Source organism: Streptomyces sp. NPDC050161 (assembly GCF_044460025.1).
In the GTDB taxonomy this organism is placed as follows: Bacteria; Actinomycetota; Actinomycetes; order Streptomycetales; family Streptomycetaceae; genus Streptomyces.
The window spans coordinates 146,672-170,957 of sequence record NZ_JBITJM010000016.1 but is presented as its reverse complement, the minus strand read 5'-3'; the positions used below and the strand labels follow the sequence as shown (position 1 = coordinate 170,957).

18 protein-coding genes and 1 pseudogene are annotated in these 24,286 nt (G+C 71.3%); 11 read left to right on the top strand and 8 right to left on the bottom strand.

Going from position 1 to position 24,286, the window contains the following annotated elements; translation table 11 throughout:
• Positions 1-39 precede the first annotated feature (39 nt).
• Positions 40-357: a hypothetical protein gene (locus tag ACIBK8_RS24945; protein WP_399044071.1), complete on the bottom strand. Its 318-nt coding sequence runs from the start codon at positions 355-357 to the stop codon at positions 40-42.
• Positions 358-565: 208 nt separating this feature from the next.
• Between ACIBK8_RS24945 and ACIBK8_RS24940 the strand changes: the two genes are divergently transcribed.
• Positions 566-1,462, top strand: coding sequence for a zinc metalloprotease (locus ACIBK8_RS24940; protein WP_399044070.1), 897 nt, complete (start codon positions 566-568; stop codon positions 1,460-1,462).
• A gap of 101 nt (positions 1,463-1,563) precedes the next feature.
• Here ACIBK8_RS24940 and ACIBK8_RS24935 read toward each other — a convergent pair whose 3' ends face one another.
• The 5 genes and pseudogenes from ACIBK8_RS24935 to ACIBK8_RS24915 form a co-directional block, all read right to left on the bottom strand.
• Positions 1,564-2,484, bottom strand: coding sequence for a hypothetical protein (locus ACIBK8_RS24935; RefSeq protein WP_399044069.1), 921 nt, complete (start codon positions 2,482-2,484; stop codon positions 1,564-1,566).
• Between the two features lie 78 nt (positions 2,485-2,562).
• On the bottom strand, positions 2,563-4,485 hold the full coding sequence (locus tag ACIBK8_RS24930; RefSeq protein WP_399044068.1) for a helix-turn-helix domain-containing protein: 1,923 nt from the start codon (positions 4,483-4,485) through the stop codon (positions 2,563-2,565).
• Positions 4,486-4,497: 12 nt separating this feature from the next.
• Positions 4,498-5,892: an MFS transporter gene (locus ACIBK8_RS24925; protein ID WP_399044067.1), complete on the bottom strand. Its 1,395-nt coding sequence runs from the start codon at positions 5,890-5,892 to the stop codon at positions 4,498-4,500.
• Between the two features lie 60 nt (positions 5,893-5,952).
• Positions 5,953-6,747: a 3-hydroxybutyrate dehydrogenase gene (locus tag ACIBK8_RS24920; RefSeq protein WP_399044066.1), complete on the bottom strand. Its 795-nt coding sequence runs from the start codon at positions 6,745-6,747 to the stop codon at positions 5,953-5,955.
• Between the two features lie 207 nt (positions 6,748-6,954).
• Positions 6,955-7,986, bottom strand: a pseudogene (locus tag ACIBK8_RS24915) (alpha/beta hydrolase family esterase); the annotation flags it as partial.
• 379 nt (positions 7,987-8,365) lie between these two features.
• Between ACIBK8_RS24915 and ACIBK8_RS24910 the strand changes: the two are divergent.
• A complete protein-coding gene (locus ACIBK8_RS24910; protein WP_399044065.1) occupies positions 8,366-9,598 on the top strand; it encodes a hypothetical protein in 1,233 nt (410 codons plus the stop codon).
• Here ACIBK8_RS24910 and ACIBK8_RS24905 read toward each other — a convergent pair whose 3' ends face one another.
• Complete coding sequence (locus tag ACIBK8_RS24905) at positions 9,599-10,012, bottom strand: hypothetical protein (protein WP_399044064.1); 414 nt, start codon at positions 10,010-10,012, stop codon at positions 9,599-9,601.
• A 375-nt stretch (positions 10,013-10,387) separates the two neighbouring features.
• On the bottom strand, positions 10,388-11,590 hold the full coding sequence (locus ACIBK8_RS24900; RefSeq protein WP_399044063.1) for a hypothetical protein: 1,203 nt from the start codon (positions 11,588-11,590) through the stop codon (positions 10,388-10,390).
• A gap of 438 nt (positions 11,591-12,028) precedes the next feature.
• Between ACIBK8_RS24900 and ACIBK8_RS24895 the strand changes: the two genes are divergently transcribed.
• The 9 genes from ACIBK8_RS24895 (at position 12,029) to ACIBK8_RS24855 (ending at position 24,197) form a co-directional block, all read left to right on the top strand.
• Positions 12,029-13,396, top strand: coding sequence for a hypothetical protein (locus ACIBK8_RS24895; RefSeq protein ID WP_399044062.1), 1,368 nt, complete (start codon positions 12,029-12,031; stop codon positions 13,394-13,396).
• A 268-nt stretch (positions 13,397-13,664) separates the two neighbouring features.
• A complete protein-coding gene (locus tag ACIBK8_RS24890; RefSeq protein ID WP_399044061.1) occupies positions 13,665-14,591 on the top strand; it encodes an acyltransferase domain-containing protein in 927 nt (308 codons plus the stop codon).
• The gene (locus ACIBK8_RS24885) at positions 14,563-16,428 is read left to right on the top strand and encodes an acyl-CoA dehydrogenase (protein ID WP_399044060.1); all 1,866 of its coding nucleotides are present in this window, start codon (positions 14,563-14,565) and stop codon (positions 16,426-16,428) included. Before ACIBK8_RS24890 ends, ACIBK8_RS24885 begins: the two co-directional genes overlap by 29 nt.
• A gap of 14 nt (positions 16,429-16,442) precedes the next feature.
• Positions 16,443-17,492 (top strand): 3-oxoacyl-ACP synthase III family protein, encoded by a 1,050-nt coding sequence (locus tag ACIBK8_RS24880; RefSeq protein WP_399044059.1) that lies wholly within the window; start codon positions 16,443-16,445, stop codon positions 17,490-17,492.
• Positions 17,493-17,529: 37 nt separating this feature from the next.
• Positions 17,530-18,372, top strand: a complete 843-nt coding sequence (locus ACIBK8_RS24875) for an SDR family NAD(P)-dependent oxidoreductase (protein ID WP_399044058.1) — start codon at positions 17,530-17,532, stop codon at positions 18,370-18,372.
• Positions 18,373-18,400: 28 nt separating this feature from the next.
• The gene (locus ACIBK8_RS24870; RefSeq protein ID WP_399044057.1) at positions 18,401-19,516 is read left to right on the top strand and encodes a beta-ketoacyl-ACP synthase III; all 1,116 of its coding nucleotides are present in this window, start codon (positions 18,401-18,403) and stop codon (positions 19,514-19,516) included.
• Positions 19,489-19,755 carry an acyl carrier protein gene (locus ACIBK8_RS24865; RefSeq protein WP_399044056.1) on the top strand — a complete coding sequence of 89 codons (267 nt, stop codon included), beginning with the start codon at positions 19,489-19,491 and terminating at the stop codon, positions 19,753-19,755. Before ACIBK8_RS24870 ends, ACIBK8_RS24865 begins: the two co-directional genes overlap by 28 nt.
• Positions 19,752-20,996: a beta-ketoacyl-[acyl-carrier-protein] synthase family protein gene (locus ACIBK8_RS24860; protein ID WP_399044055.1), complete on the top strand. Its 1,245-nt coding sequence runs from the start codon at positions 19,752-19,754 to the stop codon at positions 20,994-20,996. Before ACIBK8_RS24865 ends, ACIBK8_RS24860 begins: the two co-directional genes overlap by 4 nt.
• A gap of 102 nt (positions 20,997-21,098) precedes the next feature.
• Positions 21,099-24,197 (top strand): NACHT domain-containing protein, encoded by a 3,099-nt coding sequence (locus tag ACIBK8_RS24855; protein ID WP_399044054.1) that lies wholly within the window; start codon positions 21,099-21,101, stop codon positions 24,195-24,197.
• Positions 24,198-24,286: the final 89 nt, after the last annotated feature.

Here is a 24,286-nt window from a genome sequence, read left to right as displayed (position 1 = left end):
GACGGGGACGGACGGGAGGGCCGGGGGAATGCGGCTGCCTCAGGAAGCACGTACCGTCAGCAATTCGCCGTCGCACTGCAGGATTTCGAGCCGGCGGACCGGCCGGTCGGTGCCGGGAAAGCTGATGTCCAGTGACCGCCCGTCCGCCGTCGACCAGCGGCCGGGGACGATATCGGGTACGTCGGCAGCGCCGATGGCGTGATCGATGTAGGTGCCGTCCGCGACGATCTCCATGCCCCTGCGACCGCGCGCGGGCGGAAACGGATAGCCGACCGGACGGTAGACGGTCACGCCTTCGGCGTCCTCCTCGTAGGAGTGGGTCCACTGCCGGAACAGTTCGGCAGGCAGCTCGCTCATCGTTCCGACCTTCCGCCGAAGCATCTTTTGCCCCGATTCGCAACAAATGCTAGCCTGTTAGTGGATTATTGCATTCGCACCATCATGGCTTATTTAGACTACTTGCAATACCTCACCGGCCACAGCCGCGCCCCGCGGCCAAACCTGGAGGTGCGATATGTCAGAGAATAATGCGACCACTACTCCTACCCGCCGAGGCTGCGGCACGATGCCTGTGCACCATCTGCTGATGGCCGATGACCCGGCATACGCCGCGAACCGCATCCAGATCGAGAACCAGGCCTTCGCCTACGAAATCGGCATCGCAGCAACGGAACGCGTCGGCTTGACCCGCATCCCGGTCGTGGTGCACGTACTGTTCAACACCGCCGCACAGAACATCGGCGAGGACCAGGTCACCAGCCAGATCGACGTGCTGAACCGGGACTTCCGGGCCCTCAATCCGGACATCGACAGGGTTCCCGAGGTCTGGAAACCGCTCGTGGCCGACAGTCGCATCGAGTTCCACCTCGCCACAGAGGATCCGCAGGGGCAGCCCACCGACGGCATCACCCGCACACAGACACAGAACACGCAATTCAACATACGGACCAACGCCGCCAAACACGCGTCGAGCGGCGGCCACGACGCCTGGCCCGACGACCGCTACCTCAACCTCTGGGTCTGTCCGCGCATCTTCGACCCCAGGGACTCCAACGAGATACTCGGCTACGCCCAGTTCCCGGGTGGCCCCGCGGCTACGGACGGGGTGGTCATCGGCCACCGGTTCTTCGGTACGACCGGCACCGCCTCCGCCCCCTTCAACGGTGGGCGCACGGCCACCCACGAGGTGGGGCATTGGCTCAACCTGCTGCACATCTGGGGCGACGACGACAACGGCTGCAACGGCAGCGACCTCGTCGCGGACACCCCGAACTCCGGCGGCCCCAACTTCCAGACCCCGGCCTTCCCCCGGCTGTCATGCAGCAACGGGCCGGACGGCGACATGTTCGTCAACTACATGGACTACACCGACGACAAGTCCATGTTCATGTTCACCCGGGGCCAGGTCGCCCGCATGGAGGCCACCCTCGACAGCGCCAGGTCGTCCTTCAACAGCGCCTGAGGGGTGGGGAGTTCAGCGCCCGCGCATGCCGGCCGAGCCGCGCAACTGCGCGCGGAGGCCGCCGTGCTGCTTCAGTTCCTCGACGGTCCCGGCCTCGTTGCCTACGGAGAGGTGGACACCCCTGGCGGTGCGGGGTCGGGGCTGATGATGAACTCCTCAGGCCAGACCGTGAGCTGAATGCTGCTGCCCCCGGCGCTGATCACGTCGTGCAGGTTGCCGAATTCGCCCCGGTCCAGGAGGAAGAGTGGGTCGTCGCGGTGCACCTTGTCGGCACGCAACCAGGCATCGAACCCGGTGAAGTCGGTGGCCCCGGCCGCGAAGTAGGGCACGAGCCGCCGGAACAGCTTGGGCCACATCACCAGCTGCCGTAGCGCGTTGAGGTCCGCGACGGTGGCCTTGCCGTTCGGGTCGGCCGTCGAGTTTCGCCACAGCCCGGCCTTCGCCGCCCGTGCCGCCCGCGACTTCCCTGCCAGGTGGATGCGCAGCGCGACGGGCAGGGTCGCGTAGAACGCCGGGTAGGCCAGCCCCTCCGTCATCAGCGTCGCGTTGGGCGATGCGTCCACCCGGGCTTCTTCCAGGAACACGTCCGCCCCGTCCGGCTCGACGGGGTCGCCGGGAAAGACGAACCCGATCAGCCGCCCGTTGGCGTCGATCCCGTTGGAGAGCACATAGCCGCGAAGGCTGTCCTGGTCGGCCGCCTCGACCTTGTTCGGGTGGTCCTCGAAGAAAGTGACGCCGGTGAAGCCCAGCAACGCCAGCAACCTTTCGCGGGCGGCGTTCGCGCCGACCAGCTCCTGGTGAGTCCCACCGAAGTGCGTCTCCAGCGCGTCGATCGCCTCAAGGCGCACCGAGATGCCTCTGGCATTGATGTCCGGCGGCATCCCCGACGGCCGGGGCAGCCCCTCGACCAGGGCGGGCGAGTCCGGCCTGAACTTGACCGTGTCACCGTCCGGCTCCGGCCCCTGCCGGGGCAGGTCGGGGTAACGGATGACGAATAGGCCACGCAACAGCGTGTAACTCATGTTGTCTCTCCCACTGGCGACTACCCGGAACGTAACCCAGAGGGAGCGAGTGTGCACTTTGTGTCACCGCATCGCAGGTCAACGGTGAGTGCGCTGTTGGACGAGGTGGTGCAGGCGCAGGGCGACTTGGATTTCCAGGGCTTTGCTGGGGGTGTTCCAGTCGGGTCCGAGGAGTTGTGTGACGCGGTCGAGGCGCTGCACCACGGTGTTGACGTGGACGTGCAGGGCATCTTTGGATCTGGCGAGGCTGGCGCCGTGGTCGTAGTAGGCGTCGAGCGTGCGGACGAGTTCGGTGCCGCGTTGGGTGTCATAGTCGATCACCGGGCCCAGGACGCGGTCCACGTATCCGGCGATGTCCGCGCGCTCGCCCAAGAGGACGCCCAGGAAGCCCAGTTCGGCCGGGCCGGCTCCTTCGCCGAAGCGACCGAGCGTTTCCAGGGCTCCGAGGCAGCGGTGTGCCTCGTCGTAGATGTCGGGAAGGCACTCGGCCCCTGTGGTGGGGCCCGCCGCGCCGATGGTGACGGGAGTGCCGAGGCCGCGGGTGAGTTCCTGGGCCAGGTCGTGAGCGAGTGGTCCCGGGTCCGCGGTGGGCGCGAGCAGGACGGTGTACCCGTTGCGCGTCCCGGCCAGGCCGCCGAGCATGCGGGCCCGGCGTGCTGCTTCGGCCAGCAGACGTGATCGCAGGTCAGGGTCGCAATTGGCGACGAGGATGGCGTGGTGACGGGTGAGGTTGATGCCCAGTTTCCTTGCGCGCAGCGCCAGGCTGCCGGTGTCGCGGAGCCCCCCTGAGGGCGGCACGGTGAGCAGGTCGTCGAGGAGTTCGCCGCGTACCCGGTCCTCGGCCTCGGCCACGGACCGGCGCAGCAGCAGCAGGAGCGCGGTGACGAGGGCGGCACGTTCGAACAGGCGGCGGTCGTCGGCGGTGAGGCCGGCCCGGCCGGTGAGCAGCAGGCTGCCGAGAAGTTCGGGGCCTGCCAGGACCGCGCAGACCCAGGTGCCGTCGACGGGGACGGCCCGTCCGCCGGTGCGGGAGGCTTCGATCCCCTGCTCGGGCGGGGTCAGGGGGGCGGTACCCACGCGGGCGAGTTCGGTGCCGTCCGCGTCATGGAGGGCCAGGCCGCCGTCGAGGAGGGCGGCGATCTCGCGTGCGACGTCGTCGACATCGCCTCCGGTGAGGACCAGATCGGTGAGCCGGTCGTGGGTGTCGGCCGCGCGGGCCATCGCTTCGCTGTGCGCGCGGGCCTTCTCGTTCGCCGCGTTCAGTTCGACGAGTGCCGAGCGGGTCTCTTCCAGGAGGCGTGCGCCGTCGATCGCGACTGCGGCGTGGTCGGCGAGCGAGGCGAGCAGGGCGATGGCGTCGGGAGTGAACTCGCGTGGTGTCCGGTCGGAGGCGAACAGGACGCCGATGACCTGTGAGCCGACCCGCAGCGGGACGCCGAGGATGCCGCGCAGTCCTTCTTCGTCCACGCCTTCGTCGATGCTGCCGGTGTGTGTGAAGCGGAAATCGGTGCGGTAGTCGGTACTGGCGTAGGGGCGGGCGGTCTGTGCGACGAGGCCGCCGAGCCCTTCGCCCATGGCCAGGCGCAGTTGCTGGAACTTGGCGGATACCGAGCCGACGGTGACCCGCATGACCGTGTCCCCCACCCCGAAGTCGATCAGGGTGAGGTAGGCGATGTCGGTGCCCAGCAGGGTACGGGCCCGCTGCACGATGGCCCGCAGCACGGAGTCCAGGTCGCGCAGTGCGGCCAAGTCGCTTGCGGTGTCGAACAGTGCGGCGAGTTCCGCTTCTCGTCTCCGGCGCTGGGTCAGGGTCCGGTGGATGTCCCGTGCGACCCGGGTGGCGTCGTCGATCGCGCGCTGTTCCTGCGTGTTCGCCCCGGCGGCGCGTGCCCGGTCGGCGGGCCGGGACAGCTGCTCGGCCGACGTGTCGGTGGTCAGCAGGTCGAGCAGTTCCCGGAGTGCCGCTGTCGCCGCGCCCGCGGGTTCGTTCGCTGTGGTCATGGGGCGGTCCCTTCAGCCCCGGCCGGTGCTGACGACCGGTGCTTCGTGCCCGCTCGGCGGCGTCGGCGGCGTCGTGACGGAGCGGGTCAGGTCGCGGCCTCGGGTCTCCTTGATGACGGCGACGGTGACGGTGGTGATCACTGCGGCGGCACAAAGGTACAGCGCGATGGGGGTCGGGGACGCGAAATCCTTCAAGAGCTCGACCGCGATGACGGGCGCGAGGGCGCCGGCGACGATCGAAGCGAGCTGCGATCCCATGGAGGCGCCCGAGTAACGGACCTTGGTGTCGAACATCTCCGAGATGAAGGCGGCCTGCGGCCCGTACATGGCGCCGTGCAGCAGCAGCCCCGCGGTGACCGCCAAGGTGATCACCGCGAACGACTCCGTGTCGACCAGGGAGAAGAAGACGAACGCCCAGGCGGCCATCCCGACCGAGCCGATCATGGTCACGGGCTTGCGGCGGAGCCGGTCGGAGAGTGCCCCCCACAGGGGGATGGTGACGAAGTGGACGGCCGAGCCGATCAGGACGGCGTTCAGCGCGGTGCTCTTGGGCAGTTCCAGGTGGCTGGTGACGTAGACCAGGATGAAGGAGGTGAGGATGTAGTACGAGATGTTCTCGCCGAACCGGGTGCCGATGGCGCCGAGCACCTCGCGCCAGCTGCGGCGGAAGACCTCGACGACCGGCGGCTTCTTCTGGATCCCTCGGGCGGCGTCCGCCTCGGCCTCGGCCTGTGCGGCGAGGAAGACCGGGGACTCGGACACCGAGACACGGATCCACAGTCCGATCACGACCAGGACGCCGGAGAGCAGGAAGGGAATGCGCCAGCCCCAGGAGTGGAACGCGTCATCGGACTGCGCGGCGGCCAGCAGCGCGAGGACACCGGTGGCGAGAAGGTTGCCGCCCGGAGCGCCGGCCTGTGGCCAAGAAGCCCAGAAACCGCGGTGCTTGTCGCCGCCGTGCTCGGAGACGATCAGCACGGAGCCGCCCCACTCGCCGCCCAGAGCGAAGCCCTGGACGAGGCGCAGCACCGTGAGCAGGATCGGGGCGCCGACGCCGAAGGTGCCGTAGGTGGGCAGCAGGCCCATGGCGAAGGTGGCTCCACCCATCATCAGCAGGCTGAGCACGAGCAGTCTCTTGCGGCCGATCCTGTCGCCGAAGTGTCCGAACACCACGCCGCCGAGCGGCCGGGCGGCGAAGCCGATCGCGTAGGTGATGAAGGCGATCATGGTGCCCACCAGCGGGTCGCTGGAGGGGAAGAAGAGGTCGTTGAACACCAGCGCGGCGGCAGAGCTGTAGAGGAAGAAGTCGTACCACTCGATGGTGGTGCCGATCAGGCTCGCGCCGACGATCCGGGCGATGCCGCCGGAGCGGCGCGCGCCTGGCTGGGCGGACGTGGTCTCGGTCATTCGGTCACCGGCTTCTCGCATACGGGCAAGGACAAAGGGTGAAGTGGCGGGCGGTGCAGGTCAGTTGGCGCCCCAGCCGCCGTCGATGGGCAGCGAGGCACCGGTGATGTAGCCGCTGTGATCCGTGCACAGCCACAGCGCGGCGGCGGCGACCTCGTCCGCCTCCAGCAGGCGCTTGATGGGCGAGCGGGTCAGCAGTACGTCGCGCAGTACGTCTGCCGGGCTGATTCCGTGTGCGGCGGCCTGGTCGCGGATCTGGTGCTCGACCAGGGGGGTGCGGACATAGCCGGGGTTGATGCAGTTGCTGGTCACCCCGTACGGGGCGCCTTCGATAGCGGCCACCTTGCTCAGCCCTTCCAGGGCGTGTTTGGCGGTGACGTACGCCGCCTTGTAAGCGCTGGCCCGCAGTCCGTGGACGCTGGAGACGTTGATCACCCGTCCCCAGCCCTGCGTGTACATGTGCGGCAGGCTGCGGCGCATCAACAGGAACGGTGCCGTGACCATCACCTGCTGGATGAGGGCGAACCGCTCGGGCGGGAAGTCCGTCAGCGGCGCGACGTGCTGGAGTCCGGCGTTGTTGATCAGGATGTCGACTCCGGTCGGCAGGGATTCGATCGCAGCCTGGTCGGCCAGGTCGACGACGTGCGCTTCGGCCCCGATGCCGGCCGCGACCGCCCTGGCCGCCGCGGCGTCCCGGTCCACGACGTGCACGGTGGCGCCGACCGCTGCCAGCGCCACGGCGCACGCCTTGCCGATGCCGCTGCCGCCGCCGGTGACCAAGGCGGACCGGGACGTCAGATCCACGCCTGCCTCCCGAGAGGCACGACGGGGAAGAGAAGGATTCCTGCTCGTCATGGCCGGAAACATTAGGGACGCCGCCTTGCCACACCTATGTCTGCGACCGCCACAAAGAGCGTTGGACCTGTGGCGAATGCGGCTATGGGGGCGGGAGGCCGGGACGGTCCATGGGCGGGGTGGTGACCGCGGTCGGCCGGCACGGACCGATGCCGGTGGTGTACGGCGACGCCCTGCCTGACCTGGTGCTCAGCGCCCGGTCGCGCCGGATCCCCCCAGGCCGAAGAAGCGCGTGATCCAGTAGCTGGAGCAGATCGAATCCAGGAAATAGGCGGCACCCGTGCTGCCGCACTGCTCGCCGCCGCTGCCCGGGTCGACCGGGGTGCCGTGGCCGATGCCCGGAACGCGGTTCACCTCGACGGCCACCGAGCCGTCCGCAGCCAGGTACTCCTCGTGCCGGGTGGCGTCCGGGCCGATTTCCGAAGTGCGGCTCGGCGTCTGGGAGATGCCGTGCACGGCCGTCCACTGGTCACGCAATTCGTCCGCGTTGCGCGGTGCGACCGTGGTGTCCTTGTCGCCGTGCCAGATGGCCACGCGCGGCCGGGCGCCCGTCCAGGAGGGAAACGCGTCCCTGACGCTCCGGGCCCACTGCTCCGGAGTGCGGTCGATCCCGGGGTTCATGCACGTGTAAGCGTTGATGACGTCGTCGGCGCAGCCGTAAGGCAGACCGGCGATGACGGCACCCGCGTGAAAGACGTCCGGATACGCGGCGAGCATCACCGACGTCATGCCACCTCCTGCGGACAGTCCGGTGACGTAGGTCCGCTGTGCGTCCGTACCGTAGGCGGCGGCGGTGTGCGCGGCCATCTGCTTGATCGAGGCGGCTTCGCCCTGGCCTCTGCGGTTGTCGCCGGGCTGGAACCAGTTGAAGCACTTGTTCATGTTGTTCGCGGACGTGGTTTCCGCGAACACGAGCAAGAAGCCGTCGCGGTCGGCGAGTTGGGGCAGGCCGGAGTTGTCGGCGTAGGTCCGGGCGTCCTGAGTGCACCCGTGCAGCGCGAACACCACCGCCGGCTTCGCGGGCAGAGACTCGGGCCGGTACACGTACATGGTCAACCGGCCCGGATTGTCACCGAAGTCGGTGACCTGCGTCAGACCGGCCGAAGCGTGGGCGGCCTGCGCCGGGCCGACCACGGCCCCTGCCAGGACGAGAGCGGCGACGGCCACGAAGCGGGACAGCAAGCCACGCCAGGTGCGCCCCGCGAGACGCGGCAGCGGGTGGACGGGCGGTGACTGCATGGCAGCTCCTTCGGCGTCATGTGGGGAGGGCACCCGGGCGGTGCTCCCCTGGCATGGATCAGCGGGAGCTGCCCGGTACCCCGCACCGTAGGGGCGGTTCGGCGCGCGACGGTATGGCGTGGAGCGCCACACCCGGCAGGGCGCGATGTGCCACCCGCATGGGTTGTGTCAGCTGTCGGCGTCTGCTGTCCGAAGTCGCGTCGCAGGCTCGTCCCGGAGTGCGATCCGCACGGCCCTTTTCGGCTGCGCCGTTGGCCAAATGGCTTTGTTCAAGGGCGAGTTGACGCGATGAGTCAGCAGCGTGCGCCCCGCCGGTGGCAGCATGCGCAGCGGACGCGAACCACTACTCACCGCTATCGCGAAACTCGCAGGGGGCCAGATGCCACGGGGTACGAACCCGGACTTCGCCAACGCACTGACGATGCTGCACGCCGACGTCATGCACACGGGCAAGGAACTCCGGGACGCTCTCGACAAGGGCGTCGAGAAGCTGGAGGCGAGCGGGCAGCGTGCCCAGCAGGACACGGCCAGGATCGTGGTCGACGAACTCGGCCGGATGCGCGACAACCTCCGTGAGGCGAGGGAGCGGCTGTCGACCGGCGCCGACCTGCTGAACTCGGAAGTCCGCCAGGCCGTCTCCCAGCTACAGGCCGAGATGCGCGACCTCCGGCAGGTCGTCGGGAACATCGCCCCGGCCGCTCGGACACCGCTCGCCACCGCCGGTACTCCGGATCCGGCGCCCCCGTACCGGCCCGCCGGCCACGATGCGCCAGGGCCCGCCTCCGGCCTCAACACCTCGCCGGAGACCGCCCCGTTGGCCACCGCCGCCGAACGCGACGGCCGTCCGGCGGAATCTGTCGGCGCCACGATCCCGGCACAGCGCGACGGCGGCGACGGCACGTCCCCGGAGGCCCCCGTGCCGTCGGTGGACTTGATCCGGCAGACCGTCCGCGACGCCGTCGCCGAAGAACTCTCCTCGCTCCGCTTCCTCCTGACGGAGAAGACGGATGCGCAGGGTGAAGCGGCTGCCGCTGTCCGCGATGACGTGCAGGCGCAGCTGCGCCAGGTGGCCGGGGAGCTGCGTGAACAGCTGGACGTGGTCCGCAGGGAGACGGGCGCCGAGTTCGCCGCTCTGCGCGATGAGGTGGTCGCGCTGCGGGCCGGACTGGAGCAGTTGCGGCCCGCCGACGGCGGGACGGTGGCCGTCGAGGTGAGTACGGAGCACAGCGAGCTGCTGAGGCAGGCGGCCCGGGTCTCGTCCGTCGACCTGCTGTGCCACCGCGACGTCTGGGAGTTCCTCACCGCGCACGCGGGGCGGCACCCGCATTTCCGGGTGCCGCCGCAGGTCGCCGGCGAGGGGCAGGAGCGGATCCGGGCCGCCGTGTCCGGACGCTCCCTGATCGCCCTGCTGATCAGCCTGCACTCCGTCGGTCACACGGCCGGCGACGGCGACGGCGACCAGGAGCTGGCCGCCACCCTCTACGAACGGATCCGGTCCAGCCTGACCGGCCTCTCCCCGCACGGCCGGCCGGTCACCATCACCCTGGACGACCGCGCTTGGGACGATCGCTCTGCCTCCAGCGACGATGGAGCCCCTGACGACAGGTGCTGATCACCTCACGAGGACCACGGAGTTGACCGGCGTCATGTCGCCCGGCCCGTACTCACCCACGTCACGGACCAGGGCGCCGCACGTTCCGGTGCCGTTGTACCCCAGGCAGAGCTTGACACCCGCGCCGCCGGTCTGGTTGTTGACCACCACGCGCATGCCGGTGACGTTCGACAGGTTGTGGGCGCCGTAGCTGTAGAAGATGTTCTTGCTCAGGATGGTGCCGTTCGTCTCACGGATGCAGACCGCTCCGGACGGGCAGGGCGTCGCCGCGGCAGCGCTGGGCGCCACGGCGAGTCCGAGCCCCACGGCGAGGGACAGACCTGCGGCGGATATCGCGATCTTGCGCATACTTATTTCCCCCTTTTTCTCGATGCCTCCGGTATGGAGCACCTCGCAGAGGAAAGTAGCGTGCATCGATGGATGGCGTAAGAAAACGCCAGAAGTCGTCAGTGATCGTTCCGGTTATGGGTGAGACCGGCGGTCCCGTGCGCGTGTGGGCCGTTCCGTGCGTGTGTGGGCCGTGCCCTTCGTGGCCTGTGGGGGCTGGAAGAGGGTGGCCGGGCAGGCGGCTTCGTGCTTATGGGTGAAGAGTGTGGTGGGCGGGGCGCGCCCAGAGGCAAAGCTGAACCGTCTGACCGACTTATTCCTTTATGACCGATCCCGTAGACATGGCGATGGTGCTGCTGGGTGGCTTTCCCGCGGCGCCGGTGGAAGGCAGCGGGGAGGAGTGCCGCTCGGCGACCGTGCGGGGCGACGGCTCCTGGAGGAAGGAGCCGGTCGGCTCCGGGCTCACCGGGCGGTCGCCCGCAGAGACTCCCGGAAGTTCCTGACGTGCGGGTTGCTTTGGTAGGGCTGGAAACGGCGGGCGAGGCGGGGCAGCATGCCGTGGGCGGAGCCGGTGGCCAACTGCCGGTGGTGGCGCAGGGCCTGGAAGGAGTGGTCCACCGCCCCGTCGATCTCGTGCAGGGCGAGCAGGGTGTGCGCGAGGCGGGCGTGCAGCAGGGCGCGGGCCTTGTGGTGGTCGGCGGGGCGGCAGGCCAGGGAGTTCTCCAGCTCGACCAGGGCCGACTTGTGCTCACCCAGGTGCGAGAGCATCTCGGCCCGTTGGTAGCGCAGGGCGGTCTCCGGATAGCTGGTGAAGGGGCCTTCGGGGCCGTGGGCGCGCGTCAGGTGCTGCTCGGCGGTGAGCAGGTCAGCGGCTGCCTCGCGGCGTTGGCCTGCGCCGGCCCGTACGACCGCGCGCCCGGCGTGGAGGAAGGCGCGGACGGCGTGGGGCACTGCGGCTCCGGCGAGGTCGACGGCCTCCTCGCTCAGGGCCACGGCCCGGTGGTGGTCGCCCAGTTGGTGTGTCTGCACGCTCAGGCAGCGCAGGATGATCGTGTAGGAGGCGGTCTCTCCGGCGGCGTGTGCCAGGCCGAGGGCGATGTCGTAGTAGTGCCGGGCGAGCGCCGGGTGACCGGTCTCGTCGGTACGTCCTGCGAGCAGGAGTGTGAGCTGGGCGGCGCAGGTGAGCAGGGAGCGGCGGTCCGTGGGGTGGGCCGGCGCGATCAGCAGCGGCGCCACGTCCCTGGCGAGAATACCGGCCAGCGCCGAACGGTCGTGGGCGCCGCCGTGCCGCTCCCCCATGAGGGCGGTGCGGATCGCCATCGCCTCCAGGCGGGCCGGGGTGCCGGCGGGCGCCCGGGGAGTGCGCGGGTCGGCCGGGGTGTGTTCCGGGGGCCGGGCGTCCCAGCTGGTGAACGTCGGTGGTGGGGTGGCGCGTACGGCTCGCGCGAGGGCTGCGCGTCGGGCGGGGTCGGCGTCGGCGTGGCAGAGGGCTGCCAGGCGGTGGGCCGGGTCGCCGCCGCGCAGTGCGGCGCTCAACGCCGAGGGGTCGGGGGCGGGCGGCTCGGCGCCCGGGGCGTTGCCGGCCCGGGAGGCGTCGGTGGCGGTCCGGTCGGCCGCTGCCCATGGGGCCGCCGGCATACGGTTGGGGTGGCGCGGAGGCGTCATGGGCTGTCTTCCTCGCTCACTGGTCAGGCCGGATAACCTCAGTGAGCACTTGGTGTCACGGCAGCGACTTTCAACACTTTCACGCTTCCCGCTGCGATCAGATGTTCCACCCAGGCTCGATTCATGGTTCCTTTGGTGCACGGCCCTTGTCTATGGATGAACGGTTCGCAAGGGCGCCTCTCGGCCACCGCAAGGCCGCATCGGAGGAATTCGCAGGCACCGTCACGAAGCGGTGAAGGCGGGCACACATCCAACAGGACCCAGCAGCGACGGCATTCCCAGTAATGGACGACACTCTCCATGAGCTTCCTTTGTCACGTCAGTTTCTCCCGTTTCGCCTCTCCTCCCGTCGCTCTCCGTGCGGCAGAGGACATCACGTCGAATGCCGCGGGCCTGATCACCGGGCCGGAATCCGCGACTCGGTGGCGGGAGCCGTAAGTGGCGCCTTCCCGTCGCCGGAACGAGAAGTTGCGAGCCCTGCTCTCCGAGGCCCGCTGGCCGCAGGCCGCGCTGGCGCGTGCGGTCAATGCCCTCGCCGCGGAAATCGATCTCGACCTGAATTACGACCGCACGGCCGTCGCCCACTGGCTCAGCGGGACGCAGCCGGTGCCCCCGGTGCCGGATCTGATAGCCGAGGCGTTCACCCGCCGCCTGGGCCGCGCGGTCTCCCCGGCCGCCACCGGGCTCGACGGTGAGGCCGCCGGCCCTGCGGCCGGCCGGCTTCCCGGGTTCAACACGCCGATAGGGACCGTGCTCACCGAGCTGTGCGGCATGGAGAACGATCCGGCGCGCCGGGCCGCCACCCGGCTCCTGCCGTACCGGGAGGCGGAGTTGGCGCAGTTGGCCAGGGCCACGGCGCCGGTGCAGGCGCCGGGGACGCCGCATGCCGCCCGCGAAGCCGACGACGAACTCGGTGCCGTCCGGCTCGCGGTGCGGTTCTTCTCCGCCTCCTTCGACGCGCACGGCGGGCACCGGGCACGCACCGCACTGGCCGCGTATCTCGCGGATGACATCGCGCCGTTGCTGCGCGAGCAGGACGACGGCGCACCGCACCGCGGGCTGCTGGTGGAGGCGTCCCGGCTGTCGTTCCTGCTGGCGCGGATGCACCAGGACACCGCCGTCCACGGGCTCGCGCAGCAGCACTTCGGCACCGCGCTGCGGCTCGCGGACGAGTCCGGGGACGCGATGGCCCGTGCCGTCGTGCTGCGCGGGCTGAGCGCCCAGGGGCTCGCGCTGGGGCACCGGCAGAGCGCGCTGCACGCGGCCGAGGCGGCGGCTGCCGCAACCCGCAGGGCGCCCGATGGCCCGGCCAGGGCGTTTCTGCTGTCCCAGCTCGCGGTGGCGCAGGCGGCCTGCGGACGGCACCGGTCGGCGCGTGTGTCGATGGCCGGCGCCGAGGACGCACTGGCCAAGGGCGCCGGCGCCGGCACGGCGGAGCCCTTCACCACGTACTCGTCCGGTTCCCTGGAATTCCAGCGGTCGGAGGTGCTCCGGTACACCGGCGACCTGTCGGCCGCGCGCACCGCGCTGACCAACTCCCTGGCGCGCCGGCCGGGGGCCGACCACCGGGGAATGGCGCTCAGCCACGCCCAGCTCGCGGAAATCCTCGTCGGGCTCGGGCACGTGGAAGAAGCCTGTGCCGCCTGGAATTCCTTTCTCGATCACCACGCCCAGCTGCGCTCGGGCTCGGCGGATCAGGCAGCGGGCCGTATGCGGCAACTCCTGACGCCGTTCCGTAAACTCCAGGCGGCGAACGCGGTGTTGCAGCGGGCATTCCCCGTGGTGTCACCTGCCGGGCCCTCCTGATACGGGTCCGCGGTCTGCGGTTTCACCCCCTTCAACAGTCCCGTTCGTGAATCCACGGGCAGGACACCGGTGGCCGATGTTGAATGGCACGACATCGACCGGAAACCACCGGAAACGGGGTGGAGAAATGCGTGGCCGAACCGTGGTCACCCCTGTGAATGACGACCTTGCACCGCCGCAGATCGTCCATGTCTTTCCCGGGCAGGGGGATTTCGCGATAAGCCCGTTGGTGCGGGCACTTCGGGAACATCCCGGCGTACGAAATGGCGTGCGCGAGGTATTCGAAGAAACCGAGGAGGTGGGCGCCGCATTCGGCATCCCGCCCCTGGCGAAGGAATTGCTGGGCGAGGATCCGCCCAGTGGAAGGACGCTGGCGGCCGGACCGCTCGGGACGCCGCAACTGGCCCTGTACTGCTCATCGATGGCGGTGCACCGCGCCCTGTGCTCCGCCGGGTTCGGCCCCGACCAGGTGCTCGGGGTGAGCTTCGGGGAGATCGCCGCCCTCACCGCGGCCGGGGTCTGCACGCTCACCGAAGGCGCCCGGATCGCATGCCTGCTGGCACGTCAACTCGCCCGCTGCGAAGGGGGGATGACGGTGCTCGGCGCCGGGGAGGACGCGGCGCGGGAGCTGCTGCGCGCCTCCTGTCGCGCGGATCTGGCGGTGGCGTGCGTGAACGGCCCCAAGGAGACCGTCGTCAGCGGTCCGCTGCCGGACCTGCGGGCACTGGAGGAGCTAACGGAGCGGCGCGGCGTCACGGCGTCACGGCTGCGGCTGCCGTTCTCCTCCCACCACCCCTCGCTGACCGGGCCCGCGGACGCCTTCGCCGCCGCGATCGGGCCGCTCACCGCACATCAGGCCCGGCTGCCGGTCCTCTCCGCGGTCCGCGGCGGCCCCTACGGCCCCGGGGACGACGTCCACCGGAGGCTGGCCGACTGCCTGGTCCACCCCGTGCGGATGCCGCCGGTGCTCCGTCAGGCAGCCGTCGGCCGCGCCGTGTTCGTCGAGGCGGGCACCGGCCGGGCGCTGACCCGCAACATCCGGCACATCCTGCCGCCCGGCGCGGCCACCGCCCACGCGCCGCTCGCCGAGCCCGCCTTCCCCTGGCCGCCGCCCGGATCGGGACCGGCCAACCACCACTCGCCCACCGCACTTTGGAGCCACCACGATGACCACCCGTACCGCACCGCCCGGTGAACTGACCGACCTCATCGGCGGTTCCCCCGCCGGCACCGCCCTGCGCGACCGTCTGCTGACCGCCCTGGCCACCGACCGCACACCGTCGGCCGACGCCGCCGATGACCGCGCCCGCCACGTGCACCGGCGGCTGCGGCTGCTCGCCGGCAACCTGCCGCCGGTGGCCGAGCTGCTGCGCGACCCGGAGCAACTGGCGGTGCTCAGCGAGTGCGCGGCGCTCGTCGAGCCGCCCCTCTACATGGCCGTCATCAACCACTACGTCCTGTGCCTGAGGTCCATCGTGGCCCTGACCGACGACCCGGCGGGGATCGGCGCACCGTGGCGTGCCCTGGCCACCGGCCGCACCAAGGGCCTGTTCCTGCTGACCGAGATCGGGGAAGCCAGCAGCCAGCTCGGCATCCGGACCACCGCCCGGTTCGACCCGGCCACCGGGGAGTTCGTGCTCAGCACGCCGTCGGCGGGCGCGGCGAAGTTCTCCGGTGTCGGAGGGTCGGGCGTGCCGCAGACGGCCGTGGTGTGCGCCCGCCTCCAGGTCGGCGGGAGCGACCGCGGGGTGTTCTCGTTCGTGGTGGAACTCACCGACGACGCGGGCCCGCTGCCCGGTGTGACGGTCTCCCCCACCGTCGAGGCGCCGTCGCTGCCGCTGGATTACGCGCTGGTGCGGTTCGACGGTGTCCGGGTGCCGTACCGGCAGTGGCTGCGCGACGGGGCGCGCATCGACGCGGACGACGCCTTCCACGATCCGCTGGGTGGTCCGGACGCCCGGCTGGCGCGGACCCTGTCCGTCGGCCAGGCCCTGTGGGCGACGCTTCCGTCTGCGGTCGCCGCCGTGGCCCGCCAGTGTTCCGTGCAGGCGCTGCGCTTCTCCGCACACCGCCGGGCGCACGGCCGACTGGCGCCAGGCGCCCGCCTGCTGGACCTGCGCAACCAGCAGCACGCCCTGCTCGGGGCGCTGGCCGAGTCGTTCGCGCTGACCTGCGCCGGGCGGAGCGCGCAGGGCCTGTGGGCCCGCCGGTGTGCCGCCGACGGCCACGGCGCCTCCGGGCCGCGCGCCGAGGGGATGACCTTCTCGCCGTGGACCGCGGTGGACCGGCCGCTGGCGGTTCTCAAGGCGGTCACGGTACGCGGCGCCGTCCGGGTGGCCGGTGAGTGCCAGCACCGCTGCGGGCTCGCCGGTTTCCTCGGCCCCAACGGGCTCGACGGCTACCGTCGTTGCACCCACGTCTTCGAAACCGCGGGCGGCGACAGCCAGTTGATCCTGATGGACGCCGGGCGGACACTCGCCCAGGAGAAGGACGGGGGACAGCCGGCCGGGCCGCTGCCCGACGTGCCCGCGGACCGTTCCGGGTGGTGGCCCGCGGTCGCCCGCGCCCAGGAGGCGCGGTTGCAGAGCGACCTGCACCGGACCGTCCGACAGCGCACCCGGACCGTCCGGCAGCGCTCCCAGGCCGGCCGGACGGGCCTTGGGCTGTGGAACCCGCTGCTGGCCGCGGCCCAGGAACTCGGCGAGGCGTACGGCACCCGGCTGGTCGCGGACACGGTGGCCGCCACCGTCGCATCCGTCCGCGATCCCGAACTCCGCTTCGTCGTCGAGACGTTGGCGGCGCTGTACGGCGCCGTGGAGGCGCGCCGGTCGGCCGGCGGGCTGCTGGCGACGGGCACCCTCGCGCCGGCCGCCGTCCGCGCCCTTCCCGAGGTGATCGACGGCCTCTGCGACCAGCTGCTGCCCCATCTTCCGCTGCTGTGGGAGGCGATGGGTGCACCGCAGGACGTCGTCCCGGCGCCGTTGGGCGCCGACGACTATGCCGCCGCCCTGTACACCCATCTCGACCGGTGACCGGAAAGGCCGTCATGAGTTCCCGCCCCTCCCCCGTCCCGCGCATCGGCGTCCTGGGCACCGGCAGCTACCTGCCGCACGGCACCCGCAGCAACGAGGACGTCGCCGCCACGGTCGACGTCACCCCGGAATGGATCACTCAGCGCACCGGGATCCGCACCCGGCACATCGCCGCCCCCGACCAGGCCGCGTCCGACCTGGCGGCGGACGCGGTCCGCGCCGCGGTGGCCGCCGCCGGCATCGACATCGACCAGCTCGACGTGCTGATCGCCGCCACCTCCACCCCCGATGAGCTGGTGCCCTCCACCGCCTGCCGCGTCCAGGCGCTGACCGGGGCCCGCAACGCGGTCGCCCTCGACGTCGACGCGGCCTGCGCCGGCTGGCTGTTCGCCGCCAAGGTGGCGCACGACTGGCTGCGCGGCAGCCGCGGCGCCCGCTACGCGGCGGTGGTCGGCGTGGACGTGTTCTCGAAGTTCCTCGACCCCACCGACCGGGCCACGGCGGTGCTCTTCGCGGACGGCGCAGCCGCCACGGTGCTGGGGCCCGTACCGGACGGCGCCGGCTTCAGCGACTTCCACCTCGGCTCGGACGGCACCGGCGCGCATCACGTGCTGATCCCCGCCGGCGGCAGCCGCGCCCCGGCAGGACCCGCCACCCTCGACGCACGCGGGCACCACATCCACATGGACGGCCGCGCGGTGCGGGACTTCATCGCCGACGTCTTCCCCCGGCTGGTGCGCGAGACCTTGAACCGCAACGACCTGCGCCTGGCCGACATCGACGCGTTCATCACCCATCAGCCCAACCCCGCCCTGCTGCGCGGCCTGGGCGAGCGCATCGGCATCCCGGACGGGCGGCTGGTCATCGTCGGCGACGAGGTCGGCAACATCGGTGCCGCCAGCGCCCCGTACGCCCTGGCCAGGGCCGCCTGCGCCGGACAGCTGCCGCGCGGCGGCCGGATCCTGCTGGCCGTCTTCGGCGCCGGGGTGACCTGGGGCAGCGCTCTGCTGACCTGGACCGGTGCGTCCGCCATCCGCGTCGCGCCGCTGCACACCCGCGCGTGAGCACCCCTCCCCACACCCGTACGCAAAGGAGTTCCGCATGACGACGAACCGTGACCCGTTCCGGTTGGACGGTGCCCGCGCCCTGGTCACCGGCGCGTCCCGGGGCATCGGCAGGGCCACCGCGCTGGCGCTCGCCCGTGCCGGGGCCGACCTGGCGCTGTCCGCGCGCAGCCGGGGCGCGCTCAAGGAGACCGCCGCGCTGGTGGAGGACGAGGGGCGCCCCGCGGTGCTCGTCCCCGGTGACCTCGCCGCGTCGAGCGCCGCCGAGACGGTGGTGGACGAGGCGGCGACCGCGCTCGGCGGCCTCGACGTCGTGGTCCACAACGCCGGTGTGCTGCCCGCCCAGGAGGACGGCACCCCCACCCTGGTGCCGCTCCAGGAGTCCGACCAGGCCGACTGGGACCACGTGCTGGCGGTCAACCTCAACGCCACCGCGGCACTGTGCCGGCGGGCCCACGCCCACCTCGTCGGCTCCTCGCGGGCCAGTGTGGTGCTGACGTCCTCGCTGGCGGGCGTGGTCGGCGCCCCGCGGATGGAGGCGTACGGCGCCTCCAAAGCGGCGCAGATCGCGCTGGCCCGCAGCCTGGCGGTGGGCTGGGCGCGCCAGGGCATCCGGGTCAACGCCCTGTGCCCCGGCTGGACCCGGACGGACATGACGTCCTTCGCCCACTCCCAGGCACCGCTGTCGGACTGGCTGACCGCGCACGTTCCGCTGGGCCGCTGGGCGGAGCCGGACGAAGTCGCCCACGCCGCGCTGTTCCTCGCCTCGCCGGCCGCGTCCTACCTGACCGGGCAGGCGCTGGTGCTCGACGGCGGGGTCTCCGTCCCCGACGGCGGCCTGGCCGGTATCGCCAAGCCGCCCTCCCCGTTCCCCGCCTGACCGTCCCGCGCACCGAGGAGCGTCCTTCATGACCAAGGTGATCCCCACAGCCGTGATCGTCGGCCTGGGAAGTTGCCTGCCGCCGCGGGTACTGACCAACGACGACGTGCGGCGCCGCGGTGTCCTGGACACCAGCGACGCGTGGATCCGTTCCCGTACCGGAATAGCCAGGCGCCGGGCGGCCGATGACGACATCAGCACCGGCGATCTCGCGGTGGCCGCAGGACGGGCCGCGCAGGAGTCCGCCGCGGACCGCGCGGACCTGGTGCTGGTCGCCACCACCACCCCCGACCGGCGCTGCCCGGCGACCGCACCCGAGGTCGCCGACCGGCTGGGCCTCGGCACCGTGCCCGCCTTCGATCTGGCCGCGGTCTGCTCCGGCTTCCTCTACGGCCTGGTCGTGGCCACCGCCCTGGTCCGCACCGGGGTCTGCGCCCGGCCGCTGGTGATCGGCGCCGATACCTACTCCCGGATCGTCGACCCGTTGGACCGGGACACCGCGGTGATCTTCGGGGACGGCGCCGGCGCGGCGCTGCTGCGGGCCGGTGACCGTGCCGAGCCCGGCGCGCTCGCCGGTACCGACTGGGGCGCCGACGGCACCGGCGCCGACCTCATCGCGATCACCGCGGGCGGCGCGCGGCAGCCCGATCCGGCGCACCGGATGAGCCGCGAGGAGCACTGCTTCCGGATGCGCGGGAGAGAGGTCTACGGGCAGGCGGTGCGCCGGATGACCGAGTCCTCGCGCGCCGTGCTGGCGAAGGCCGGCTGGCCACCGTCCTCGGTCGGGGCGTTCATCGGCCACCAGGCCAACCAGCGCATCCTCGACTCGGTCGCCGACCGGGTCGGGATCCCGCCACGGCACCGCTACGGCAATCTCCGCGACGTCGGCAACACCGCCGCCGCTTCCGTCCCGTTGGCCCTCGCCGACACCGCGGCCCACCGCCGGATCCCACCCGGCACCCCCACCCTTCTGACCGCCTTCGGCGGCGGCCTGACCTGGGCGTCGGCCGCCATGACCTGGCCCAAGGCCCGCCCCTGCGACCACCCGCCACACCCCCGCACCGCCGACTCCGCCACCTCTCCCACCACCCGGCCCACCCACCGGAGGAACCCCTCATGGCCGCTGTCTACGACCACCTCGTGACCGTCCTCACCGACAAGTTCGAGGTGGACGCCGAGGAAATCCGCCCCGAAATGACCCTCGCCGGGCTGGAGTTGGACTCCCTCGCCGTCGTCGAGCTGTACGTCACCCTCCAGGAACGCTGGGGCGTGCCGCTGGCGGATGACGACTCCGCCGCCGAACTGACCGTGGCGCAGGTGGCGCGGGCCGTGACGGCCCAACTGCCCGCCGCCGAAGCCGAACACGACGGAGCACCGCGGTGAGCGCTCCCGACGACGGCGCGGGGCTCGCGGTCACCGGAATCGGCCTGGTCACCCCGGCCGGTTCCGGCACCGCCGCCACCTGGGAAGGGGTCTGCGCAGGCCGGGGCACCGCAGCACCCGACCCGGAACTCGCCGGCCTGCCCGTCGCGTTCTCCTGCCGCGTCCCCGGCTTCGACCCGCGCGACCTGGTGCCGGGCCCCCGGCCCTGGCAGCACGACCGCGCCACACAGTTCGCGCTGGCCGCCGCCCACGAGGCGGTCACCGCAGCCGAGTTGGACCCGGCTGCCCGGGACGCCGCCCGGATCGCGGTGGTCCTGGGCTCGGCGGCCGGCGGCGTGGGCACCTACGAGGACCAGTGCCGCAAGTTCACCGACAGCGGCCCGCAGGCCGTCTCCCCGCTCACCCTCCCCGCCTTCCTCCCCAACATGGCGGCCGGGCAGGTGGCCATCGCGCTGGGCGCCAGGGGCCCGGTGCTGCACACCTCGACGGCCTGCGCGTCGGGCGCGTCCGCGGTGGCCCTGGCGGCGCTCCTGCTCTCCTCCGGGACCTGCGACGTCGCGGTGGCAGGCGGTACGGACGCCATGGTCACCCCGCTGTGCGCGACCGCGTTCGCTCAGATGAAAGCCCTCTCCCGGCGCCGGGACGCACCCGCCCGCGCCTCCCGGCCGTTCGACGCCGACCGGGACGGCTTCGTACTCGGCGAGGGCGCCGGCGTGCTCGTCCTGGAGCGCGCCGCGGACGCCGCGGCCCGCCGGGCACCGGTCCAGGCCCACCTGGCCGGCTACGGCATCGCCGCCGACGCCCACCACCCGGTGGCCCCCGACCCCGAGTGCCGGGGCCTGCGTCTGGCGACGGCACAGGCCCTGCGCTCGGCCGGCGCCACGGCGTCCGACGTCGCCCACATCAACGCCCACGGCACCGGCACACCTCTCAACGACCGGACGGAGGCGACCGCGCTGGCCCAGCTGTTCGGCCCCGCCGGGCCCTCGGTGACCTCGGCCAAGGGCGTACTCGGCCACACCATGGGCGCCTCCGGAGCGATCGAGGCAGCACTCACCGCCCTGACCGTCAAGCACGGCCACGTCCCACCCACCGCCAACTTCCACCACCCCGACCCCGACTCCCCCACCCTCGACCTGGTCACCGATGCACCCCGCACCCAGACCATCCCCCTCGCCCTGAGCAACTCGCTGGGCTTCGGGGGCCATGTGACAGTGCTCGCCTTCCGGCCGACGACCTGACGAAGCGACGGACTCGACGCATCAGATGGATCTCCGACCCCGCCCTCCCCCTGCCACAATGCCTGGGTTATATGGAGGAGTTCATACGGGGGAGGGGTGCGCATGCTCGCGGAGACGGCGGCGTTACGGCTGGGCACGACCGTGGCGAACGCGGCGGGCCGGCTGTGGCTGAAGGGCAGGCAACGCGAGCAGGAGCGTCTGCTGCCGATGGATGAGCTGATCCGGGTACGGGTGCCGGGCATACGGCTTCAACGCGAGGTCAGGCAGCAGTTCGAGCACATCGCCAACGCGGTGTTCGACCGGCTGGAACCGTTCCTGAAGCACGCGTTCCAGCGCCTGGAGGAAGGCGGTCGCCAGGCCGTGATCGACGGCGTGGCCGACACCTTCGCGCGGGCCGACCTCTCGGACGAGGCGCTCCTCGCCGCGAACGCCCGCCCGGCCGAACTCGTCCGCCACATCACCCGTTCCGTGCGCGGACCGGTCGGCCTGAACGAGGCGGAAACCCGGCTCTACGAGGTGCTCTTCGCCGAGTGCGTCGAGTACTACGTCCGCATCGTGCGCAGCCTGCCGGTCTTCGAGGAGCGGGCCGCGGGGGAACTGCTGGTGCGCACGGCCACGTTGGGCACCGAGGTGGCACGAATCCTGGAACGCCTCCCGGACCGCTCGCTGTTCGCGCCGGACGGCGCGGACCACGACACCGCCTTCCGCCGTACCTACCTGGAGCTGGTCAGCAGGGACCTGGACGAGGTGGAGCTGTTCCGGAGCACGTCCGATCAGGCGACCGCGCCCCGCGTACGGCTGTCCGTCGCGTACGTCAGCCTGCGGGCCACCGGTGACGACGGGAAACGCCGGCGCGCCGCCCGCTCGCTGCCCGCGCTCAGGCCCGACATGAGCGACTGGGAAGAGGCCGGCGGTGAGGGTTCCGGGATGCGGGTCGAGGCCGCGTTGAGCGGTGCGTCCCGGGTCCTCCTGCGGGGCGAGGCAGGCTCGGGCAAGACGACCTTGCTGCGCTGGCTGGCCGTCATGGCGGCACGCGGGGCCTTCACGGGCGAGCTGGCCGACTGGAACGGACTCACCCCCCTCTTCGTCAAGCTGCGCGAGTACAGCGACCGCACGCCACCCAACCCGGAGGCGATGCTCGACGGAATCGCCGGACCCATCACCGGGATCATGCCCAGAGGGTGGGTGGAGCGCCAGCTCGACGGCGGCAAGGCACTGCTTCTGATCGACGGCGTGGACGAACTGCTCGACCGGGAGCGCCGAGCGGTACGTGACTGGCTGCGCAAGCTGCTGGGCCAGTACGACGGCGTACGGGTGATCGTCACCTCACGCCCAGCGGCGGCCGGCGCGGACTGGCTGCACCGCGAGGACTTCACCGCCCTCCACCTGGACCGCATGACCCCACCGGACCTGGCGGCATTCGTCCGCCAGTGGCACCAGGCCGTGAGGGAACTGGGCGGCGAACTCCCCTGCTCCGTGGACGAACTCCCCCAGTACGAGCAGTCCCTGCTCACCAGCCTCAAGGACCGCGCCCACCTCCAATCCCTGGCGGGCACACCACTGCTGGCGGCCATGCTGTGCGCGATGCATCTGAACAGGGGCCGCCAACTCCCCCGCGACCGCATGGAGTTGTACCGCAACGCCCTGCACACACTCGTCCACGACCGGGACGCCGACCGCAACGTACCGAGCGCGGTGGACAGCAAGCTCAGCCTCAGCGACAAGCTCGTCATCCTGAGAGACCTCGCCTGGCGGCTGTCGGACAACAACCGCAGCGAGATCGACCTGGAAAGGGCCGCCGAGTACGTCGCGGCCAAGCTGAGGGCCTTGCGCCACCTGGACATCCTGGACGGCAACCAGGTCCTGGAGCAGCTGCGGCACCGCTCCGGAATCCTCCGCTCCCCCGCCCAGGGCCGCATGGACTTCGTGCACCGCACCTTCCAGGAATACCTCGCCGCCAAGGAGGCCACGGAGGAGGACCGCATCGGCAACCTGGTCGGCCGAGCACACCTGGACCTGTGGCGAGAGACCATCATCATGGTGGCGGGCCACGCCACCACCCGCCAACGGGAGGAACTCCTCGGCGGCATCCTCGACCGAGCCGAGGACGAACCCCGCCACGCCCGCACGCTCCGACTCCTGGCCGCGGCCTGCCAGGAGACCCTGCCCTCCGTATCGGACGACCTCGCGGACCGCCTGGACCAGGCCGTGACCAAGCTGCTCCCGGCAAGACGGAAGACGGACCCGCCGGCGCTGGCGGCGGTGGGGGCCGGCCTGCTGCGCTGGTTGCCGCGGTCCCTGGGCCAGCTGACCGAGAAGGCCGCGGCGCAGACGGTACGGACCGTGGCGCTGATCGGGGGTGAGGAGTGCCTGGAGCGGTTGGCGGGGTACGTCGGAGATGAGCGCGACGGAGTCGTCGATGAACTCATCCACGCATGGGACTACTTCGACGCGGATACCTACGTGGACAACGTTCTGTCCCGGCTTCCGCTGACGGAACGCACGGTATCGCTCAATCATTCCGGCCAGATCCACGCGGCAAGCCGGTTGCGTTCGCTGACACGCGTTGACATACCTCATCCCGTACGGGAACTCGGGTTTCTCGCCGATTTCCCTCCCCTCGAATGGCTGTGGGCGGGATCTCTTCTGCAGGGGGCCGACCTGACCTCACTGCGGGGCCATCGCGGTCTGAAGCAACTCCTGCTGTTCGGCAACGGGCCGATAAGAGGAGCATCGGCGCTCGCGGACCTCACGGAACTGAACGGGCTGGCACTTCCCCTCCCGGAGGAATGGGACCTGAACACCCTGCGTCTGCTTCCCGAACTGGAAGTCCTCAGCCTCTCCAAGATCGCGGCGGAAAAGGATCTGAGCCCGCTGACCACCCTCTCCGACGTGCAGGGATTGCACCTGGTCGGCGCCGACGCGTGCACGGGGCTGGGTTTCACGGATCTCGCGACAATGACCGGTCTCGACAGCCTTTTCCTCTCCCAGCATGACGTGAACGCATGGCTCACGACGCTCAAGAGCGCCCCGCCCTCGTTGACACACCTGTATATGCACAATTGCGTCGTGCCCAACGACCGTTACGCCTTCACACGGTTCGAGAACCTGAGAAGGATGACTTTCTCCGCCTGCCACACCCCCGACGGCACCCGCGTCACCACCTTCGACCTCCCGGGCGTGTTCACCCAGGTCATCTGACAACACGGCGTCCTTTCTCCGATAAGGGCCAAAGGGCCACCGGCGAACTCCGCGAGAGGTCCCTCCCCCGGAGCCGATACCCTGACCCC

Excerpts from the sequence above, each read along its gene's own strand:
- ACIBK8_RS24945 (WP_399044071.1), bottom strand. The coding sequence starts at position 357 with ATGAGCGAGCTGCCTGCCGAACTGTTCCGGCAGTGGACCCACTCCTAC.
- ACIBK8_RS24940 (WP_399044070.1), top strand. The coding sequence starts at position 566 with ATGCCTGTGCACCATCTGCTGATGGCCGATGACCCGGCATACGCCGCG.
- ACIBK8_RS24935 (WP_399044069.1), bottom strand. The coding sequence starts at position 2,484 with ATGAGTTACACGCTGTTGCGTGGCCTATTCGTCATCCGTTACCCCGAC.
- ACIBK8_RS24930 (WP_399044068.1), bottom strand. The coding sequence starts at position 4,485 with ATGACCACAGCGAACGAACCCGCGGGCGCGGCGACAGCGGCACTCCGG.
- ACIBK8_RS24925 (WP_399044067.1), bottom strand. The coding sequence starts at position 5,892 with ATGACCGAGACCACGTCCGCCCAGCCAGGCGCGCGCCGCTCCGGCGGC.
- ACIBK8_RS24920 (WP_399044066.1), bottom strand. The coding sequence starts at position 6,747 with ATGACGAGCAGGAATCCTTCTCTTCCCCGTCGTGCCTCTCGGGAGGCA.
- ACIBK8_RS24910 (WP_399044065.1), top strand. The coding sequence starts at position 8,366 with ATGCCACGGGGTACGAACCCGGACTTCGCCAACGCACTGACGATGCTG.
- ACIBK8_RS24905 (WP_399044064.1), bottom strand. The coding sequence starts at position 10,012 with ATGCACGCTACTTTCCTCTGCGAGGTGCTCCATACCGGAGGCATCGAG.
- ACIBK8_RS24900 (WP_399044063.1), bottom strand. The coding sequence starts at position 11,590 with ATGACGCCTCCGCGCCACCCCAACCGTATGCCGGCGGCCCCATGGGCA.
- ACIBK8_RS24885 (WP_399044060.1), top strand. The coding sequence starts at position 14,563 with ATGACCACCCGTACCGCACCGCCCGGTGAACTGACCGACCTCATCGGC.
- ACIBK8_RS24880 (WP_399044059.1), top strand. The coding sequence starts at position 16,443 with ATGAGTTCCCGCCCCTCCCCCGTCCCGCGCATCGGCGTCCTGGGCACC.
- ACIBK8_RS24875 (WP_399044058.1), top strand. The coding sequence starts at position 17,530 with ATGACGACGAACCGTGACCCGTTCCGGTTGGACGGTGCCCGCGCCCTG.
- ACIBK8_RS24870 (WP_399044057.1), top strand. The coding sequence starts at position 18,401 with ATGACCAAGGTGATCCCCACAGCCGTGATCGTCGGCCTGGGAAGTTGC.
- ACIBK8_RS24865 (WP_399044056.1), top strand. The coding sequence starts at position 19,489 with ATGGCCGCTGTCTACGACCACCTCGTGACCGTCCTCACCGACAAGTTC.
- ACIBK8_RS24855 (WP_399044054.1), top strand. The coding sequence starts at position 21,099 with ATGCTCGCGGAGACGGCGGCGTTACGGCTGGGCACGACCGTGGCGAAC.